The 17,145-nt window shown below is 71.8% G+C and carries 15 protein-coding genes and 2 pseudogenes; 3 read left to right on the top strand and 14 right to left on the bottom strand.

The features are described from left to right. Window positions 1–84: 84 nt before the first annotated feature. The 3 genes from ACZ6A9_RS31870 to ACZ6A9_RS31860 all read right to left on the bottom strand — a co-directional run bounded on the left by ACZ6A9_RS31870 (window position 85) and on the right by ACZ6A9_RS31860 (window position 5,378). Window positions 85–3,357 carry a LamG-like jellyroll fold domain-containing protein gene (locus tag ACZ6A9_RS31870; protein ID WP_468992950.1) on the bottom strand — a complete coding sequence of 1,091 codons (3,273 nt, stop codon included), beginning with the start codon at window positions 3,355–3,357 and terminating at the stop codon, window positions 85–87. 210 nt (window positions 3,358–3,567) lie between these two features. Further along, window positions 3,568–4,752: an SGNH/GDSL hydrolase family protein gene (locus ACZ6A9_RS31865; protein WP_468992947.1), complete on the bottom strand. Its 1,185-nt coding sequence runs from the start codon at window positions 4,750–4,752 to the stop codon at window positions 3,568–3,570. Continuing rightward, entirely contained in the window at window positions 4,749–5,378 is a 630-nt protein-coding gene (locus tag ACZ6A9_RS31860; RefSeq protein ID WP_468992944.1) for a TetR/AcrR family transcriptional regulator, read from the bottom strand. Before ACZ6A9_RS31860 ends, ACZ6A9_RS31865 begins: the two co-directional genes overlap by 4 nt. 108 nt (window positions 5,379–5,486) lie before the next feature. Here ACZ6A9_RS31860 and ligA point away from each other — a divergent pair, with 108 nt between their 5' ends. Next, window positions 5,487–7,577 carry an NAD-dependent DNA ligase LigA gene (gene ligA, locus ACZ6A9_RS31855; protein WP_468992940.1) on the top strand — a complete coding sequence of 697 codons (2,091 nt, stop codon included), beginning with the start codon at window positions 5,487–5,489 and terminating at the stop codon, window positions 7,575–7,577. Window positions 7,578–7,604: 27 nt separating this feature from the next. Here the strand turns inward: ligA and ACZ6A9_RS31850 are convergent. From ACZ6A9_RS31850 to ACZ6A9_RS31835, 4 genes and pseudogenes are all read right to left on the bottom strand, one after another. After that, window positions 7,605–7,793: pseudogene (locus ACZ6A9_RS31850) on the bottom strand (nuclear transport factor 2 family protein); the annotation flags it as partial. A 148-nt stretch (window positions 7,794–7,941) separates the two neighbouring features. Further along, window positions 7,942–8,403: a hemerythrin domain-containing protein gene (locus ACZ6A9_RS31845; protein ID WP_468992936.1), complete on the bottom strand. Its 462-nt coding sequence runs from the start codon at window positions 8,401–8,403 to the stop codon at window positions 7,942–7,944. Beyond that, entirely contained in the window at window positions 8,393–9,172 is a 780-nt protein-coding gene (locus ACZ6A9_RS31840; RefSeq protein WP_468992931.1) for an alpha/beta hydrolase, read from the bottom strand. Before ACZ6A9_RS31840 ends, ACZ6A9_RS31845 begins: the two co-directional genes overlap by 11 nt. A gap of 371 nt (window positions 9,173–9,543) precedes the next feature. Further along, complete coding sequence (locus ACZ6A9_RS31835) at window positions 9,544–9,969, bottom strand: VOC family protein (protein ID WP_468992926.1); 426 nt, start codon at window positions 9,967–9,969, stop codon at window positions 9,544–9,546. Window positions 9,970–10,052: 83 nt separating this feature from the next. Between ACZ6A9_RS31835 and ACZ6A9_RS31830 the strand changes: the two genes are divergently transcribed. Beyond that, complete coding sequence (locus ACZ6A9_RS31830) at window positions 10,053–10,706, top strand: phosphoribosyltransferase (protein WP_468992921.1); 654 nt, start codon at window positions 10,053–10,055, stop codon at window positions 10,704–10,706. Window positions 10,707–10,732: 26 nt separating this feature from the next. Here the strand turns inward: ACZ6A9_RS31830 and ACZ6A9_RS31825 are convergent, their stop codons facing one another. The 6 genes from ACZ6A9_RS31825 to ACZ6A9_RS31800 form a co-directional block, all read right to left on the bottom strand. Beyond that, the gene (locus tag ACZ6A9_RS31825) at window positions 10,733–11,524 is read right to left on the bottom strand and encodes a VOC family protein (RefSeq protein WP_468992916.1); all 792 of its coding nucleotides are present in this window, start codon (window positions 11,522–11,524) and stop codon (window positions 10,733–10,735) included. A 69-nt stretch (window positions 11,525–11,593) separates the two neighbouring features. Continuing rightward, window positions 11,594–11,719 (bottom strand): hypothetical protein, encoded by a 126-nt coding sequence (locus ACZ6A9_RS31820; RefSeq protein ID WP_468992914.1) that lies wholly within the window; start codon window positions 11,717–11,719, stop codon window positions 11,594–11,596. A 197-nt stretch (window positions 11,720–11,916) separates the two neighbouring features. Then, window positions 11,917–13,170 (bottom strand): FAD-dependent oxidoreductase, encoded by a 1,254-nt coding sequence (locus tag ACZ6A9_RS31815; protein ID WP_468993084.1) that lies wholly within the window; start codon window positions 13,168–13,170, stop codon window positions 11,917–11,919. A gap of 28 nt (window positions 13,171–13,198) precedes the next feature. Beyond that, window positions 13,199–13,831, bottom strand: coding sequence for a maleylpyruvate isomerase N-terminal domain-containing protein (locus ACZ6A9_RS31810; protein ID WP_468992912.1), 633 nt, complete (start codon window positions 13,829–13,831; stop codon window positions 13,199–13,201). Continuing rightward, entirely contained in the window at window positions 13,828–14,655 is an 828-nt protein-coding gene (locus ACZ6A9_RS31805) for a fumarylacetoacetate hydrolase family protein (protein ID WP_468992908.1), read from the bottom strand. The genes ACZ6A9_RS31810 and ACZ6A9_RS31805 overlap by 4 nt, the downstream gene beginning before the upstream one ends. Window position 14,656: 1 nt before the next feature. Beyond that, window positions 14,657–15,817: a cupin domain-containing protein gene (locus tag ACZ6A9_RS31800; RefSeq protein ID WP_468992904.1), complete on the bottom strand. Its 1,161-nt coding sequence runs from the start codon at window positions 15,815–15,817 to the stop codon at window positions 14,657–14,659. A 72-nt stretch (window positions 15,818–15,889) separates the two neighbouring features. Here ACZ6A9_RS31800 and ACZ6A9_RS31795 point away from each other — a divergent pair, with 72 nt between their 5' ends. Next, window positions 15,890–16,666, top strand: coding sequence for an IclR family transcriptional regulator (locus ACZ6A9_RS31795; protein ID WP_468992900.1), 777 nt, complete (start codon window positions 15,890–15,892; stop codon window positions 16,664–16,666). Between the two features lie 225 nt (window positions 16,667–16,891). Here ACZ6A9_RS31795 and ACZ6A9_RS31790 read toward each other — a convergent pair. Then, a pseudogene (locus tag ACZ6A9_RS31790) lies at window positions 16,892–17,145 on the bottom strand (SAM-dependent methyltransferase); the annotation flags it as partial.

Below are 17,145 nucleotides of genomic sequence, written 5' to 3'. Positions count from 1 at the left end.
CGGCGGTACGGCCGTCCTCGTGACGGAGCGGTGAGGCGGAGGTGCGGGCGTCCAGCGGCGCCCGCACCTCCGCCGTCGTGGCTGTCAGGGCTTCTCCGCGGTGTACAGGGCGCTCACCTCCTCCGCGGTGAGTGCCCGGTCGTAGGCGTGGACCTCGTCCACCGCCCCGTCCCAGAAGTCGGTGTCCAGGCCGTTCCACTGGGCGCGGCCCACGGACAGGGGTCCGGAACCGACGTAGGCGGGGCCGGCGGTGGCGGTGGCCGCCCGCTCGCCGTCGACGTACAGAGTGATCCGGTCCGTCGTGTCGTCACGGACGCCGACGAGGTGGTACCAGCGGCCGGTCTCGGGTGAGGTCTCGAGCCGTGCGCGCTGCCCGTCCGGTGTGCTGAAGGCGAAGGCGCCCTGGCCGTACTGGAGGTAGAACGGGCTCGCCTGGCGCCGGCCGTCCTGGCTGACGGCGGTGGCGTAGTTGCCGGGCAGGGAGTCGAGGGTGACCCAGGCGGAGACCGTGTAGCTGCCGGTGGTGTCGAGCACCGGGCCGTCGGTCTCGGCGTGCTGTCCCCGGCCGTCGAACTTCAGCGCGCTGCCGCTGACTCCGTCCGTCCAGGTGGTGCCCTCGGTCAGCTTCAGCGGTCTGCCGTTCGGGCCGTCGTCCTTGGCGGTGGTGCCGGTGGCCTCGTCGAGGGCCCAGGAGCCGCCGCCGGTGAGCTGTTCCCGGTCCCCGGCGGCTGCTCCGGCCGCGACGACCCTGCGGTTGATCTCGCGTACCCGGACGGGGTCGACCTTGATCTCCCGGCGGTCGTAGGTGTACAGGCCGTTGAGTTCGTTCTCCAGGTCGCTGATCTGGGTGTAGACGGATCCGGAGAGCTCGGCGCCGGCTTGGTCGAGGTAGAACTTCTCGGTGTTCTCGACGTACTTGCGGGTCAGGGCCTCCTTGTCGGCGACACCGCTGTAGATGACGGTCGGTGTGCCCGGCCACATGTGGCCCGGGGTGCGCAGGGTGAAGCCGCCGTGTTCGCCGTCCATGGCCGCGCGGTGGTCGGGGAAGGGCGGGTCGTCGTTGTTGTAGTCGTGGTGGTCGATGATGTCGCCCTTGCCGGAGTCACCCTTGGAGTTGCAGCAGTTGACACCACTGTGGGCGTTGACGACGCGGGAGGGGTCGGCGGCCTTCACCGCTTCGGCGATGCGGCCGCTCTCCTCGCGGTCCCACTCGCCCCAGCCCTCGTTGAAGACGATCCAGCCGATGACGGAGGGGGAGTTGTGGTGCTGGCGCATCATCTCCCGGCCCTGGTCGACGAAGGCCTTCCGTCCGGTGTCGTCGGTGAGGTTGCCGGAGACGAAGTCCTGCCAGACCAGCAGGCCGAGCCGGTCGGCGTGGTAGAACCAGCGGGGCGATTCCACCTTGATGTGTTTGCGGACGGCGTTGAAGCCGAGTTCCTTGTGGGCCTCGAGGTCGAAGGCGAGGGCCTTGTCGCTGGGCGGGGTGTACAGGCCGTCGGGCCAGAAGCCCTGGTCCAGGGTGGCGAGGGAGAAGACGGGCTTGCCGTTGAGCACCAGTTTCCGGTAGCCGCCGACCTCCGCGACGGCTATCTCGCGCATACCGAAGTAACCGCCGACCTCGTCGGTCGACCTGCCGTCCTTCAACTCCACGTCGAGGTCGTAGAGGTAGGGGTCCTCGGGGCTCCACAAACGCCGCTCGGCGACGGGCAGCCGCAGTTCGCTGTTGGCGGGCCCGCTGACCCTGCCGACGACCTTGCCGCGTGCGTCGCGGGCCACGGCCTCGACCCGGGCGCGCTTCGAGGCGCTGTCGGACTCGACGGTGACGGCCAGGGTGCCGCTGTCGATGTCGGGGGTGGTGACTACGTTGTCGATGGAGGTCTCGGCGACCGGCTCCATCCAGACGGTCTGCCAGATGCCGGAGGACTGGGTGTAGAAGATGCCGCCGGGGTGGGTGGACTGTTTTCCCGTCGGCTGGTTGGCGCCGCCGGTGTCGGTGACCGCCACCACGATCTCCTGCGGGCCCTCGCGCTTGAGGGCGTCGGTGATGTCGGCGCTGAAGGCGTCGTAGCCGCCGGTGTGTTCGGCGACCTTCTTGCCGTTGACCCAGACGCGGGCCTGGTAGTCCACGGCGCCGAAGTTCAGCTTCAGCCGGTTGCCGTCGGCGCCCTTGCCGACCTTCCAGGTGTTCGGCACGTTCACGAGCTTGCGGTAGAACATGTGGTCCTCGTGCCGTTCGAGCCCCGAGAGCTGTGACTCGACCGGGAAGGGCACGACGATCCTCTCGTCCAGGTCCTTGCCGAAGACCGGCTCCTCGCCGGCCTCGGCGCCGCTGAACTGCCAGGGGCCGTTGAGGTTCTTCCATCGGGAGCGGACCTGCTGCGGGCGGGGGTACTCCGGCAGCGGGTTCTTCCGGTCGACCTTGTCGCCCCAGGGGGTGGTGATCCGGTGGGTGGAGGTGTTGGAGGCGTAGCGGACGATCCGGGGCACGGTCTCGTCCCCGGCCTTGAGGCCCCCCTCGCCGTCATAGATGACCCGGACCTGCTGGTTCTTCTGGACGGGTGCCGAGAGCGTGATGTCGAGAGCGTTGCGGTCGCCGCGGGCGGCGGTGACCGACTTGACCGGCATGGCGGTCGTGTCGGCCTCGATCCTGAGGTGCTCCGCCACCTGTGCGAGTCCGCTCACCCGGTCCTCGAACCGGGCCCGCAGCGTGCGTCCGTCCTGGCCGACGGTCAGTTCCACCGGGAAGACCTCGAAGCCGGGCGGCGGGGTGAACGCGGAGACCGGGACGAGCTGTTTGGGCGTCGTCGGCGTCGACCAGCGCAGGAACATGTTCGCTCCGCCGAGGTCCTGGAACATCTCCAGGCGGAAGTCGTGCTTCTCCCCCGCCTTCAGCGTGACCGGGGCACTGGTCTGCTCCCGGTCCCAGTCCGGCTCCCAGTGGTCGATGACCGGCTCGCCGTCGATGTAGAGCCGGAAGCCGTTGTCGCCGACGGCGTGGAAGGTGTAGTCGCCGTCCGCGGGCGCCGCGATCCGTCCGGTCCAGCGGGCGGTGGTGTGCTCCGTGCGCCCGGTCAGTTCCTCGAAGGTGCTGGTCAGTCCGGAGAAGTTGATCTGCGGCTCCAGGAGGGTGCCGCCGAGTTCGGCGAAGTCCCGCGCTCCCGGTGCCGACATGGCGAAGTACTCGCCTTTCAGGCCGTGCACCCGCACATCGGCGTCGGCGGCCGTGGGGGCGGCGGTCGCCGATGCCGGCGCCGCTGCCGTCGCCGCCGGGGCGAGGGCACCGGTGGAGAGAGCCAGAGCCGTCACGGTCAGCAGAGCCCAGCACCGGGTTCGGGGGCGGGAGTGTTGTCTTGTCATCGAACCTTTCCTCGCGCAGAGGGCATGGGGTCACGACGAAGCAGGCACGGCCACCGGCTCGGCCGGGATTCCTTCCAACGTTGGAAAACGGCCGTGCAGCGGAATGACAACATGCCGTCCGGCCACTGTCCAGGTCTCGCGCACGGCTGACACACCGTCAGGAGCGTTGTCCGTGGGCGAGGATGAGGAGGCTCGGGTTCTTCGGGCAGGTCAGCCCCTGACCTCCGCGAACGGTCCGTCGTCGGACGCGAAGGCGTGGGCGGCGAAGCGTTCCCCGATGCGCCGGTGGGTGGCCGCGTCGGGGTGCAGCCCGTCGGGCAGCGGCAGCTCGGCGTGGTCCGCCTCGCCGTAGAGGTCACGGCCGTCGAGGTGGTACAGGTTCGGGTCGCCGTCGGCCCGCTGGGACACGATGCGCTCGAGTTCTTCGCGGATGACGCCGAGCGTCAGCTTGCCCTCGGCCCGTTCCGCGGGATCGCCCGCGGCGGCGAACAGGAGCCGCCCTTCAGCGAGTCGGCTGAAGTCGAAGGCGGTCGGGCCCGGTGTGTCCTCGTGCATGGGGCACAGGATCGGCGAGACGACCAGCAGCGGCGCGGTGGGGTGACCGTCCCGAAGGGTGTCGAGGAAGCCGTGGACGGCGGGAGCGAAGGCACGCAGCCGCATCAGGTCCGTGTTGACCAGGTTGATGCCGATCTTGACGCTGATCAGGTCGGCGGGAGTATCGCGCATGACCCGCGCGACGAACGGGTCGAGCAGGGCGCTGCCGGCCAGCCCGAGGTTGACCAGCTCCACGCCGCCGCGCGCCGCGGCGAGCGCGGGCCAGGTGGTGGTGGGGCTCGCGGCGTCGGACCCGTGGCTGATGGAGCTGCCGTAGTGCAGCCAGGTCCTGCGGCCGGAAGCCGCCGCGGGTTCGACGGGGGCGTCGGTGCGCAGGGCGACGAGTTCGGTCGTCTCGTTGTGCGGCAGCCATATCTCGACGGTCTTGTCACCGCCTGGCAGCCCGGTGAAGCGGAGGGTGGCGACGGGGCCGCTGCCGAGTTCGGCCTTTCCGGTGCCCATGTCGATGGTCACGGTGTTGCCGCCGCGCGCGACGGCCCGGCCGGCCGGGCGTCCGTCGACGAGCAGGTCGTACTGTCCGTCCGGCCGCTGCGGCGTGTCGGCGTAGACCCGCTTGGTGGGCAGGGTGTCCAGTTCGACGGCGGTCGCGCGGGTACGGAAGACCAGTCGTACGCCGGAGGGCTGGCACTCGGCCATGGCGAGCTGCCCGTCGGTGTTCCGGGCACGGGCCCAGGCGGGCAGGCGGTGCGGCAGGAGTCCTCGCGGCGTGCGTTCCAGGTCGAGCGCGCCACGGACCAGGGCGGTGGTGATGGGGGTGGAGATCCAGGGAAGTGAGGTCATCGTGGTGGTCCGTCCGCGGTGGGGTGGGTGGATGAACGGCTGATCGGGGCCGCCTCAGGGGGCGGCGGCCAATTGCGCAGCAGCGCGTCCAGCGCGTCGAGGACACGGGTCCACGTCTCCTGCGTGTCCGGGGCGCTGTGGCTGAAGCCGCCGCCCATCTCGAGGCTGACGTAGCCGTGGAAGACGCTGCCGAGCAGCCGGACGGCGTGGGTCCTGTCCGGCTCCGGCAGGTGGTAGCCGCGCAGCAGGGCCCGGGTCATCCGGGCGTGACGGACTCCGGCGCTGCCCGCGGCCGCCTCCGGCCCGAGCCGGAACTGGGCCGCCGCGTAGCGGCCGGGGTGCTCGCGCGCGTAGTCGCGGTACACGTTGGCCAGCGCGGTCAGGGCGTCCTTGCCGGCTCGCCCGGCCACGGCCTCGGCGGCCCGGTCGGCGAGTTCTTCCAGGGCGAGGAGCGCGATCCGCGTCTTGAGATCGTGGGAGCTCTTCAGGTGGGAGTAGAGGCTCGCCACCTTGACGTCGAAGCGCCGGGCGACCTCCGAGACGGTCACCTGCTCGAAGCCGACCTCGTCGGCCAGCTCCGCTCCCGCCCGGGTCAGGCGCTCCGGGCTCAGTCGCACGCGTGCCATACCCCGTCCTTCCCGTCAGCTGATTCGATTGTGCATCTGCCTAATACCTTTAGGCAAATAACTAGTGCTCTTGATCGATTGTCAGTGGTGGGCGGCAGGATGCACCGCATGACAACTCCTGCAGCAGTGATCGTCGATGCCGCCGCGTACGCGCAGGCGGTCGAGGACGCCGTGCGCGCGGCAGCCGCCTATTACGAGGGCGGCACCTCGCCACTGGACGACGACACGTACGACCGGCTGGTACGGGGGATCGCCGACTGGGAGGCGGAGCACCCCGACGGGATACTCCCCGACTCCCCCACCGGGAAGGTCGCCGGTGGCGCGGTCGAGGGCGACGTACCGCACACGGTGCCGATGCTGAGCCTGGACAACGTGTTCTCGGCGGAGGAGTTCACCGCCTGGACGGCGTCGCTGGCGCGCCGGACCGGGCGGGAGGCGACGCGCTTCAGCGTGGGGCCGAAGCTGGACGGGCTGGCGATCGCCGCCCGCTACAGCGAGGGCCGGCTGAGCCGTTTGATCACCCGCGGGGACGGGACGGCCGGGGAGGACGTCTCGCACGCGATCGGCACCGTCGAAGGGCTGCCCGAGCGGCTTCAGGAGCCGGTCACCCTGGAGGTGCGCGGAGAGGTCCTGATGACGTCCGCCCAGTTCGAGCACGCCAACGAGGTGCGCACGGGGCACGGCGGTCAGCCGTTCGCCAATCCGCGCAACGCGGCCGCGGGTACCCTGCGGGCGAAGGAGCGGGCCTACACGGTGCCGATGACGTTCTTCGGCTACGGGCTGCTGCCGCTGCCCGGCACCGACGGGTCCCTGGCGGAGCGGATGCGGGGGATGGCGCACAGCGAGCTGATGGCGATGGCCGCGGACCTCGGTGTGCACACCAGCGCGCGGACCAGCGTCCCCGACACCGTCGCCGAGACGCCGGAGGAGGTCCTGGTCCGGGTGGAGGAGATCGCCGCGCTCCGCGCCGAACTGCCGTTCGGCATCGACGGGATCGTCGTCAAGGCGGACCTGGCCGCCGACCGGGAGGCCGCCGGGTCGGGCTCCCGCGCCCCGCGCTGGGCGATCGCCTACAAGCTGCCGGCGGTGGAGAAGATCACCCGGCTGCTGGAGGTGGAGTGGAACGTCGGCCGTACGGGCATCATCGCGCCGCGCGGTGTCCTCGAGCCGGTCGTCATCGACGGCTCCACGATCACCTACGCCACCCTGCACAACCCGGCCGACATCACCCGGCGTGACCTGCGCCTGGGCGACCACGTCATGGTGCACCGGGCGGGCGACGTCATCCCCCGGATCGAGGCCCCGGTCGCCCATCTGCGGACGGGCGAGGAACAGCCGATCGTGTTCCCGGCGCAGTGTCCGCGCTGCGGCTCGGACATCGACACCCGCGAGGAACGCTGGCGGTGCGCCCAGGGCCGCAACTGCCACCTGGTCGCCTCCCTCGCCTACGCGGCGGGCCGTGACCAGCTCGACATCGAGGGCCTCGGCGCCACCCGCGTCGTCCAGCTCGTCGAGGCCGGACTCGTCACCGACCTCGCCGACCTGTTCACGCTCCGGCGCGAGCAACTGCTCGCCCTGGAGCGGATGGGCGAGACCAGCACCGACAATCTCCTCGCCGCGATCGCCAGGGCCAAGGAGCAGCCGCTGTCCCGGGTGCTGTGCGCACTGGGTGTCCGGGGCACCGGACGGTCCATGTCACGGCGGATCGCCCGCTACTTCGCCACCATGGACCACATACGCGCCGCCGACGCCGACGCCATGCAGCGGGTCGACGGCATCGGGTCGGAGAAGGCTCCCTCGATCGTGGCGGAGTTGGCCGAACTGGCCCCGCTCATCGACAAGCTCACCGCCGCGGGCGTCAACATGACCGAGCCGGGAGCGATGCCCCCGCCGTCCGCCGACGCCGCCTCCGACGGCGACGACCCGGCTGCGGCGCCGCCGGCGGGAGGGCCGCTGCAGGGCATGGCGGTGGTGGTCACGGGCGCGATGACCGGCATCCTGGAGAAGCTCTCCCGCAACGAGATGAACGAACTGATTGAGCGGGCCGGCGGCCGCTCCTCCTCCAGCGTCTCCAAGAGGACCACGCTGGTGGTGGCGGGTGAGGGCGCCGGGTCGAAGCGTGCCAAGGCGGAGCAGCTCGGCGTCCGGCTGGCCACCCCGGACGAGTTCGCCGCCATGGTCGGCGAATTGCTCGGCTGAGCCGGGGACGCGGTGCGTGCCGGGCCGTCAGGGGGCGGCGCAGACCTCAGCGATGGAGAGGCTGTTGTCGTGAAGGTGGTGCCGGGTGATCCGGCCGTCCTCGACGGTCAGGCGCAGGGCGAACGGGCCCTCGAAGGAGCGTCCCGTGGCCCGTACCGTCCCCGGCAGATGTCCCCTCAGGGTCGCGTCCTGACCGTCGACGAGAAAGGTCTCGACCCGTGGCCCCCGCGTCCTCGGGGCACGGTGTGAGCGCTTCGACTGAGGCCGGTTCACCGGGAATGGCCCCGGGTGAGGCGGTGGCCTTCAGCTCGGGCCCGGGGATTCCCGGTCGCGCCGTCGGCGGGCGGCGCGACCGGGACGCGGCTCAGTTGATCGGGCCGAAGATCTCGGTGCGGTCGAAGTCGGCTTCCATGCCGTCGAGCACCGCTCCCAGTTGCTTCTCCTCGTACCTGAAGTGCGTCTCCATGACCGCCTCGATCCCGTCCAGGTGACGGTGCGCCACCTCCGGGTCGGACGAGTCGGCCACCGCCTTCCGCAGTCCACCGATGAGGTGCTCGATCATGTTGTGGTCCTGAGTCAGCTTCGCGACCACCGGCGCCAGGTCGGGTCGCGCCCGTAGCAGTTCCGGGAACAGCGAACCGTCCTCGGCGCGATGGTGGCCGGACAGGGCAGCACAGAACCCGTGGCAGAACAACAGCAGGTCGGTGGCGGCGTCAGCGGGGTCGCCGCCGTCCAGTCCCGCCCGCGCCAGTGCCAACGCCTTGCGCAGCTTGCCGTGCACCCGCTGCAGTTCCCCGCCCCAGGCGGTGACGCGGTCAGTCGGCAAGAACGCCCTCCCGTCGCAGCCAGGCCGCGCACGCGGTCGTCCATGACGCGGTGTGCGGCTCGCGCGCAATGAACTTGTGCGGCTCGCCGCCGTACTCCACTCCGTCCGCCAGGCCGATGCCGTGGCTGCCGCCCGGGTAGACGTGCAACTCCACCGGTACCGCGGCGGCCGCCAGCGCCCGAGTCCACTCCAGGGCGTTGGGGAGGCCCGGCGGATCCTGGGCGGTGGCCCATACGAAGGTCGGGCACACCGACGCGTCCACATGCTTGGCCGGGGACAGCTCGTCCTTGATGGGCAGCAGGTCGCCGAGCAGGTTCTCGACCACCGGCGGCGGCAGCAGGTCGAGGTCGGCCAGCGCGTAGGCCAGGATGGCGAAGTCCGGTCGGGGCGGGTCGGCGACGCCCTCCTCGATGGACAGGACCCGGCCCGTCATGAGCAGGCCGGCGAGTTGGCCGCCCGCGCTTGATCCGATGACGCCGACCCGGCCGACGTCGAGGCCGTGGTCGCCGTTGCGGATGTGGTCCAATCCGGCCCGGGCGTCTTCGAGCGGGGCCGGGAACCGGTCCGGCAGCAGCCGGTAGGACAGAACGAAGGCGTGGATGCCGAGGCCGGACAGCCAGCGCGCGTAGCCTTCGCCCTCGTGCGGTGGAAGTTCCCGGAAGCCGCCGCCGGGCAGGACGAGAACGGCGGGTCGGGGGCCGAGGAACCGGTCCTCGGCGGGGTAAAGCGTGATCTTTCGTGAAATGGGGGTGGGAATGGCCGGAGCCACCTTTCGATACGACGCCTCCATGCCTGACGATCCAACCGCCACCGGCACGCGACGCTGCCTTGAATGATAACCGCCAACGACAGATGGGCGGTTGGGTCGCGCTGCCGCAACGGCGTCAGGGTGAGCACACAGTCTCCGAGGACCGCGGGTCGGCGTCATCGCCTCACACCGCGTCCGGTGGACACCCGGATCGCCGACCGCATCGTCGTCATGGAGCACGGCCGCATCACCGAGCGGGGCACCTACGCGGCCCTGACCCACGCCGGCGCGGCACCTTCGTCGGCCTCCTGCGTCCGTCGCAGGACCGCCGAGCCGGCTCCGGCCGGGCTGTGGCGCGGACGCCGCCGCCCGGCCGGTGCAGCCCGCGGTGGTCAGGTGACCGGCTCGCCCACTCCCAGCAGGTTCCCCTCGCTGTCGTGGAACCAGGCCGCGCGCTCGGCGCGGTAGCCCTTGGTCGGGTAGTTGCCGTCGACCCGGGCGATGCCGTCGGTGGTGCGCAGGCCGGGCACGTCGACCTCCTCGAACACCACGCCGCGCCGCCGCAGCTCCGACACGACGCGCTCGATGTCGTCGACCTCGAAGGCCATCTGGGTGAAGGTGCCCGGGGAGGCTCCGGTCGACCGGTAGAGGGCGAACTCCACGCCCGAGCAGCGGTACAGCAGTCCCCCGGGCCGTTCGTCGACGGGCTCCAGGCCGAGCCGCTCGGCGTAGAAGCGCCGCGCCCGGTCGAGGTCGCGCGCGGGGAGCCTCGTCGCCACACGGGCACCGGCCAGAAGCCGCTCGTCGGGTGCGCTCATCCTTCCACTGTGACGCACGGCGGGCGTGAGTGCCGGGGGCGCGGGCGGTTACCCGGCACCCGGGGCGAGGAAGGGAGCGAGCCATGCGATTCCGAGACCGCAGGGAAGCCGGCCAGGAGCTGGCCGTCAGGCTGCTGGAGTGGGCGAGCAGCGGCGATCTCGCCGGTGTGTTCGTGCTGGCCCTGCCACGTGGCGGTGTCCCGGTCGGGGCGGAGATCGCCCGCGTGATGGCCGTCCCGCTGGACGTGCTGGTGGTGCGCAAGATCGGGGTGCCCGGGGCGCCCGAGGTGGGCATCGGGGCCATCGCCGGGGACGACCCGCCGGTGTTCGACCGCACGGGGCTGCGTGCCCTGGGCCTCTCCGAGGACGAGCTGAGTTCCGAGGTGACCCGGGCGCGTGTCGAGCTGTACCGGCGTGAGTGGGTCTACCGCGGCGGACGTCCCGCCCCGGAGGTGCGCGGTCACAGTGTCGTCGTGGTGGACGACGGTCTCACCACGGGGGTCACGGCCCGTGCCGCACTCCGGTTCGTCCGGCGCGGGGGACCGCTGCGGCTGACGCTGGCGGTCCCGGTGTGTCCGCCGCGGACCGCCGCCGCACTGCGGGGCGAGGCCGACGACGTCATCGCCCTGCACCGGCCGGAGCGACTGGGCTCGGTGGGCGAGTGGTACGACGACTTCCGCCCGGTCTCCGACGAGGACGTCAGGGACGCCCTGCGGCAGCCTCACCCGGCCGGGTGACGTCGGAGTCCGGAGGTCCGGCCCCCTCAGAGCTCGGCGAGCACCACGAAGTCCGCACCGAAGGGGTCGAGGCAGACGGCCATGCGACCCACTCCCTGCGCGTTCTCCGGCCCCATCTGCACGCTGCCGCCGTGTTCCCGCACCTTGGCGACCGCGGCGTCGCAGTCGGCGACGGCGAAGACCGGATGCCAGTAGGGCCGCCCGCCCGCCAGGGACAGGTCCTCCCCGCCGACCTCCATCAGGCCGCCGTGCATCCGCTCCTCCGGCAGACCGGACGGGGTGATCATGGTGTAGGTACCCTCGCCGCCCGGCATCTGGGTGTCGCTGTACTGCCAGCCGAGGACCTGGCCGTAGAACTCCTTCGCGGCGGACGCGTCACTCGTGTACAGCTCGGTCCAGCACAGCGAGCCCGGCTCGTCCACGAGGTCGACGCCCTTGCTCTCCCCGGGCTGCCAGACGGCGAACTGGCCGCCCAGCGGGTCGCTGTACTGCGCCATCCGCCCCCACTGCTCGAGATCCATCGGGGGGACCCGCACGGTACCGCCGGCGCTCTCGACGGCCGCGGTCGTCGCGTCCGCGTCGGTGACGGTGTAGTAGATCATCCACGCCGGGCGGGCGCCCTCCTCGGTGAGTTTGCCGAGTCCGGCGACCATCTTGCCGTTCGTGCTGAACATCCCGCCCTCGACGTCCTCCCCGTCGCCCATCGGCTCGTAGTCCCAGCCGAGGACCGCGCCGTAGAAGGCGGCCGCGGCCGGGACGTTGGGGACCCCGAGGTCGAGCATGCAGGGCGAGCCGGGGGCGAAGTCAGTGGTGATCACCGCGTGGTCCTTTCGCTGGGTCCGTTTGGCCTCAGCGTGCCACCGGGCACTGACACCCGCCCTCCGGCGTCACCCCTCCGGGCGTCGCGGAAACGGCTGCTCCTCGCCCGCGCCGCTCTTCGTGAACGGCAGCAGGAGCCGGGACGGGTGGGCGGCGTCACGGTAGATCTTGTGGGTGACGGGGCGGCCCACCACCTGCCGACGTTGCGGTTGTCCTCACCGGCGCCGTTCGCGTTGCCCGGACCACGTCGCCGATCGCGGCGCGGTCCAGGGCGGGCGCCTTGGCCGGCAGCCCGGTCAGCGCGGCGGCGAGATCGTCGGGGCGCACCCCGCGAGCGCGCCGTCGAACCGTCCGAACGGGGTGCGGGCCGCCGCGTGGAGGTAGGCCTCGCTCATTCCGCCTCACCCGCGGGCAGGGGTTCCCCGACGGGCACCGAGTCCAGCGGGATCGGCGTGAACATCTCCGGCTCCTGGTCGGGAGTGAGCGCGGTCGGGCCGTACAGCCAGTCCGTGAAGGAGTAGTCGTAGGTGTCGCGGGCACGCAGCAGCACGTTGCGCTGCTCGCGGGCGACACCATCGAGGTGCCACAGCTCGCCCCACTTGCGGGAGGTGGTCAGCACGCGGCGGCAGTGCTCCGGGCGGACGGCCTCGTAGGCGGCGAGCGCGGTGCTCCAGTCGACGCTGCCGTCCTCGGCGCGGTTGCGGGCGACGTGCTCGCCCAGCACCCAGCCGTCCTCGATGGCCATGATCGCGCCCTGGGCGATGTACTGCAGCGGCGGGTGCGCGGAGTCACCGAGCAGCGCGATCCGGCCGTGGACCCATGTCGTGATCGGCTCGCGGTCGAACATCCGCCACCACTTCTCCCGCCACATGAAGGGCAGGCCGTCCCGGACGAACTCGCTCGTCCGGGCGAAGGCGGCGTCGAGCTCGTCGGGAGTGCCCCAGTCGTCCTGTCCGGCCAGTGCCTTGGGCGACTCGAAGACGGCGACCTGGTTGAGCATCGCGCCACCGCGCAGACCGTAGTGGACGAAGTGGCAGCCGGGGCCGATGTGGACGACGACCTCGCTGAGATCCACGGACCGCACCCGCGGCTGGTCGGCGGGGACGGTGCCGCGGTAGGCGACGTAGGCGGAGGAGACCGGCTGGTCGTCGACGAACAGCTTGCGGGCGGGCGAGTGCAGGCCGTCGGCGGCGATCACCATGCCGGCCTCGTGGGTCTCGCCGGCGGCGGTGGTCACGCGGGCGCCGCCGTCGGTGTTCTCGTACGAGGTGACGTGCGCGTCGTTGACCAGCTCGACGCCGGCGCGCCGGCAGGCGCGCAGCAGCAGGCCGTGCAGGTCGCTGCGGTGGATGACCAGGTACGGGTAGCCGTAGCGCTTCTCCAGGTCGCGCAGGTCGAGCCGGGTCAGCTCGTCGCCGTCGACGGCGTCGCGCATGACCATCGCGTCCGGGACGACACCGAGGCTCTTGGCCTCGTCCAGCAGACCGTAGTCGTCGAGGATGCGGGTGCAGTTGGGGGCGAGCTGGATGCCGGCGCCGACCTCGCCGAAGGCGGGGGCGCTCTCCAGCAGGCGGACGCTCTGGCCCTGGCGGGTCAGCGAGAACGCCACGCCGAGGCCGCCGATGCCGCCACCGACCACGATCACATCAGGGTTGGACATGGGACTCACTTCTCTACAGCCACGGGCCGAGCTCGGGAGCGTCGGCGAGCGGGTGGGGACGGCCGGCCAGCCAGGCGGCGACCTCGGGGAGCGGACCGCCGGGGAGTTCGGTCAGCTCCCGCTTGGCGCTGATCTCGGCGATCAGGGCAATCAGGAAACCCTTGGGAAGGTCGGCGAAGGTGACGGCCCCGGTACCGAGGTCGGCGGCGTGGACGCACACCTCGCGGGCGCGCATCCAGGGGAGTTCGGTGGCGGGGACGGTGCGGCCCTGGGCGGTGACGACCTCATGGCGCCACTGCTCGTCGGTGAGCCCGTCGAGTCCCGCCGCGAGCTTGTGGGCGGAGTCGGCCAGCCAGGAGCGGAGCTCGCCGGCGGAGAGGGTGGGGCCCTTGGCGATGCCGGCGGCGCGCTCCTCGGCGGAGGCGTACATCGGCGTCTCCTCGCCGGTGGCGGCCCAGCGCACCAGGTTGCCCAGGGCGTCCGCGTTGGCGGCGACGTGTGCCACCAGGTGCTTCCGGGTCCACTCCGGCAGCACGCTCGGGGCGGAGAAGGCCGCCTCGTCGAGGTCCGCGACGGCGTCGAGCATCAGCTCGGTGCCGGTGCGGGCCCACGCGCGCGCGTCGCTGACCGTGCGCGTGCCGGTCATCCCTCGACCACCTTGTTGGTGCAGGCGCCCAGGCCGGAGATCTCGGTGACGACGCTCTGGCCGGGGAGCAGGAACACCTTGGGGTCGCGGGCGTTGCCCACGCCGGCCGGGGTGCCGGTGGCGATGATGTCACCCGGCTTCAGGGTGATGACGGTGGAGATGTACCGCACCAGGAAGACCGGGTCGAACAGCAGCGTGCCGGTGTCGTCCTGCTGCATGACCTCGCCGTCGACGACGGTCCTGACCTCGAGCGCGGGGCGGACGCCGCCGACCTCGTCGGGGGTGACGACGTAGGGGCCGACGGGGGTGGTGGCCTCCCAGATCTTGCCCTGGGTCCACTCGATGGTGCGGAACTGCCAGTCGCGCACCGAGATGTCGTTCATGACGGTGAAGCCGGCGATGGCGTCGGCGGCCTGCTGCTCGTCGGCGCGGCGCACCCGCTTGCCGATCACGACGGCCAGCTCGACCTCCCAGTCGAACGCCTCGGTCTCGGCCGGCTTGACGATGTCGTCGTTCGCGCCCAGCAGGGTCTCGGCGAACTTCGGGAAGAGGGTCGGGTAGCTGGGGAGGTCCCGGCCCATCTCCTTGATGTGGTTGGTGTAGTTGTGGCCGACGCAGACGACCTTGGAGGGGTTGGGGACGACCGGGGCGAAGTCCGCGCCGTCGACCGGGTAGGTGGTGCCCGAGGCGGCGGCTGCCTTGTCCTGCCAGTCCTCCTCGGCGAACAGCTCGCCCAGGTCGGCGTGTCCGAGGTCGACCAGGCTCTCGCCGTCGAGGCGGACCGCGCGGGTGCCGTCGGCGGTGCGGATGGTGGCGAGCTTCATGTCAGGCTTCCTTCTGGGTGCGGTTGAGCTTGAGCGCCTCGAAGACGGGCGCGTCGGAGAAGCGGAACAGGTCGAGGGCGCCCTCGTCGGAGTCGGTGGAGCCGGCCTCGGACCGGGCGGAGAACGGCTCCCAGGCCGGGACGACGAACAGGTCGCCGCGGGTCACCGTCCAGGACGTGTCGCCGACGGTCACGACGCCGGATCCGTCGAACACCTGGTAGACGGACGAGCCGGTCTCGCGCACCGGGGCGGTCTCGGCGCCGCGGGCGACGCGGTGGAACTCGGCGCGGATGGTCGGCAGCACGTCGGAGCCGTCGTGCGGGTTGGAGTAGCGCACCGCGGCGTGGCCGGGCTCGACGGTGCCGCCGCAGCCCTCCTTCTCCAGCAGCAGCTGGTCGCGCAGGGCGGCGTTGGTGTACTCCCACTTGTACGACAGCAGCGGGCTGCCCGGCGTGGCGGGCGCGGCCGACAGCGGGCGCAGGCCCGGGTGGCCCCACAGGCGCTCGGAGCGCGACCGCTCGGGGGTGATCCGCTCGGCGTCGCTGATCTCGTCGCGGCCGAACTCGAAGAACTGCGCCTCGGTGACGTACTGGAAGGGGATGTCCAGGCCGTCGATCCAGGCCATCGGCTCGGAGGTGGCGTTGTGGTGGGCGTGCCAGTTCCAGCCCGCCTGCGGGAGGAAGTCACCGCGGTTCATCGGCACCGGGTCGCCGCCGACGACCGTCCAGACGCCCGAGCCCTCGACGACGAAGCGGAAGGCGTGCTGGGTGTGGCGGTGCTCGGGGGCGTCCTCGCCGGGCATGAGGTACTGGATGGCCGCCCACAGGGTCGGGGTGGCGAAGGGACGGCCGCCGAGGGAGGGGTTGGCGAGCGCGATGGCGCGGCGCTCGCCGCCCCGGCCGACCGGGACCAGGCCGCCGGCCCGGTCCGCCAGCTCCCGCAGCTTCTGCCAGCGCCACAGGTGCGGCACGGCACGGGAGCGCGGGTGGGCCGGCATCAGGTCGCCGATCTCGGTCCACAGCGGGACGAGCAGTTCCTGCTCGAAGCCCCGGTAGAGCTCTTCGAGCGCCGGGGTGACCTCGGGTTGCCCCTCCGCGGCGACAGCCTGGAGACGGACCGGGGAACCCGTTGCGATGTTTTGGGCGAAAGAGGACTGAGTCACAGGGCTCAGCCTGCATCGTGTCTGTCTGAAGAACATGTAGATTCTGGAGGGCAGAATCTGGAGGCTTCCGGCATGGACAAACCGCTCAAGACACCGCCGCCCTATCCCATCGCCAGCGTGGACCACGCGCTGCGGGCGGCGACCATCCTGCAGATGGAGGGCGGCGCGACCGTGTCCGAGATGGCCGAGCGGCTCGGGGTCGCCCGGTCGACCGCCCACCGGCTCCTGGCGATGCTCGTGTACCGGGATTTCGCGGTGCAGGGCGAGGACCGGGTCTACCGGGCGGGACCGGTGCTGGAGCTCGCCGCGCACTCGCAGTCCCTGGTGTCGCGGCTGCGCGCGGCGGCCCTGCCGCATCTGCGCCGGGTCGTCGACCTGCTGGACGAGACCACGAACCTGATCGTCCGCACCGGGGACACGGCCCGTTTCATCGCCAGCGTCGAGTCCCGCCAGGCCCTGCGGGTGGGCTCCCGCGAGGGCATGGTCTTCCCGGCCCACCGCACGACGGCGGGGCTGCTGCTGCTCGCCGAGCTGTCCGAGGACGAACTGGACGAGGTGTACGCCCCCGAACGCTACCGGGACCGACCGGGCGACCGGCCCGACCTGGCGCGGCTGCGGAGCGAGCTGGCGCGGCTGCGCCGCAACGGCTTCGCCGTCAATCAGGAACGTTCGGAGCGCGGCCTCGTCGCCGTCGGGGTGCCGGTCCGCGGCCAGGACGGCACGGCGCTCGCCGGCCTGTCGGTGTCCATGCCCGGCGTACGGTACGACCCGCACCGCCTCCAGCCCCTGGTGGCCACCCTGGACGCCGCGGCGCGCGCCCTGGAGGCGGACCTGGCCGGGGAGCACTGAGCACGTCGCGAACGGCCGGGTCGTCTCGATGCCGTACGACTGCCAGGTCCCGGGCGCCTCGGCGGCCTTCACGTCGGGGGCCTTCCTGACCTCCGTCGCCCCGCCCGTGACGGGCCACCGCGCCGGGCGGCCGTCGGTGTACCGCCGCTGTCCGGGACCACCGCCGTCGAACGGCGCGACCGGACTCCCGTGCCGCCGGACGCTGAACCTGTGGGCCGGCGGCGTTCACGAGGAGCGGACCGCGCTCCTACCGGGCGGGGGCAGGCGGTAGACCGAGACGTGGGAGGGCGAATCGGCGGTGAAGGGGGCGTCGTTCCAGTCTGCGTGCCTGGACTCCAGTCGGAAGCCCGCCAGTTGGGCCATCAGGTCGAGTTCGGACGGCCAGATGTAGCGGTGCGGGCTGCGGTACAGCCTGGCCTGTTCGCTCTCGTCGAAGCGGAAGTGGTGCGAGACGACGTGCTGGCGGAGGACGTCGTAGG

This window comes from Streptomyces sp. NPDC041124 (assembly GCF_055592385.1).
This window is presented reverse-complemented; position numbering and strand designations above follow the sequence as displayed.

Bases quoted from the DNA above. Each gene is read 5' to 3' on its own strand.
- ACZ6A9_RS31870 (WP_468992950.1), bottom strand. From the start codon at position 3,357: ATGACAAGACAACACTCCCGCCCCCGAACCCGGTGCTGGGCTCTGCTG.
- ACZ6A9_RS31865 (WP_468992947.1), bottom strand. From the start codon at position 4,752: ATGACCTCACTTCCCTGGATCTCCACCCCCATCACCACCGCCCTGGTC.
- ACZ6A9_RS31860 (WP_468992944.1), bottom strand. From the start codon at position 5,378: ATGGCACGCGTGCGACTGAGCCCGGAGCGCCTGACCCGGGCGGGAGCG.
- ligA (WP_468992940.1), top strand. From the start codon at position 5,487: ATGACAACTCCTGCAGCAGTGATCGTCGATGCCGCCGCGTACGCGCAG.
- ACZ6A9_RS31835 (WP_468992926.1), bottom strand. From the start codon at position 9,969: ATGAGCGCACCCGACGAGCGGCTTCTGGCCGGTGCCCGTGTGGCGACG.
- ACZ6A9_RS31830 (WP_468992921.1), top strand. From the start codon at position 10,053: ATGCGATTCCGAGACCGCAGGGAAGCCGGCCAGGAGCTGGCCGTCAGG.
- ACZ6A9_RS31810 (WP_468992912.1), bottom strand. From the start codon at position 13,831: ATGACCGGCACGCGCACGGTCAGCGACGCGCGCGCGTGGGCCCGCACC.
- ACZ6A9_RS31805 (WP_468992908.1), bottom strand. From the start codon at position 14,655: ATGAAGCTCGCCACCATCCGCACCGCCGACGGCACCCGCGCGGTCCGC.
- ACZ6A9_RS31795 (WP_468992900.1), top strand. From the start codon at position 15,890: ATGGACAAACCGCTCAAGACACCGCCGCCCTATCCCATCGCCAGCGTG.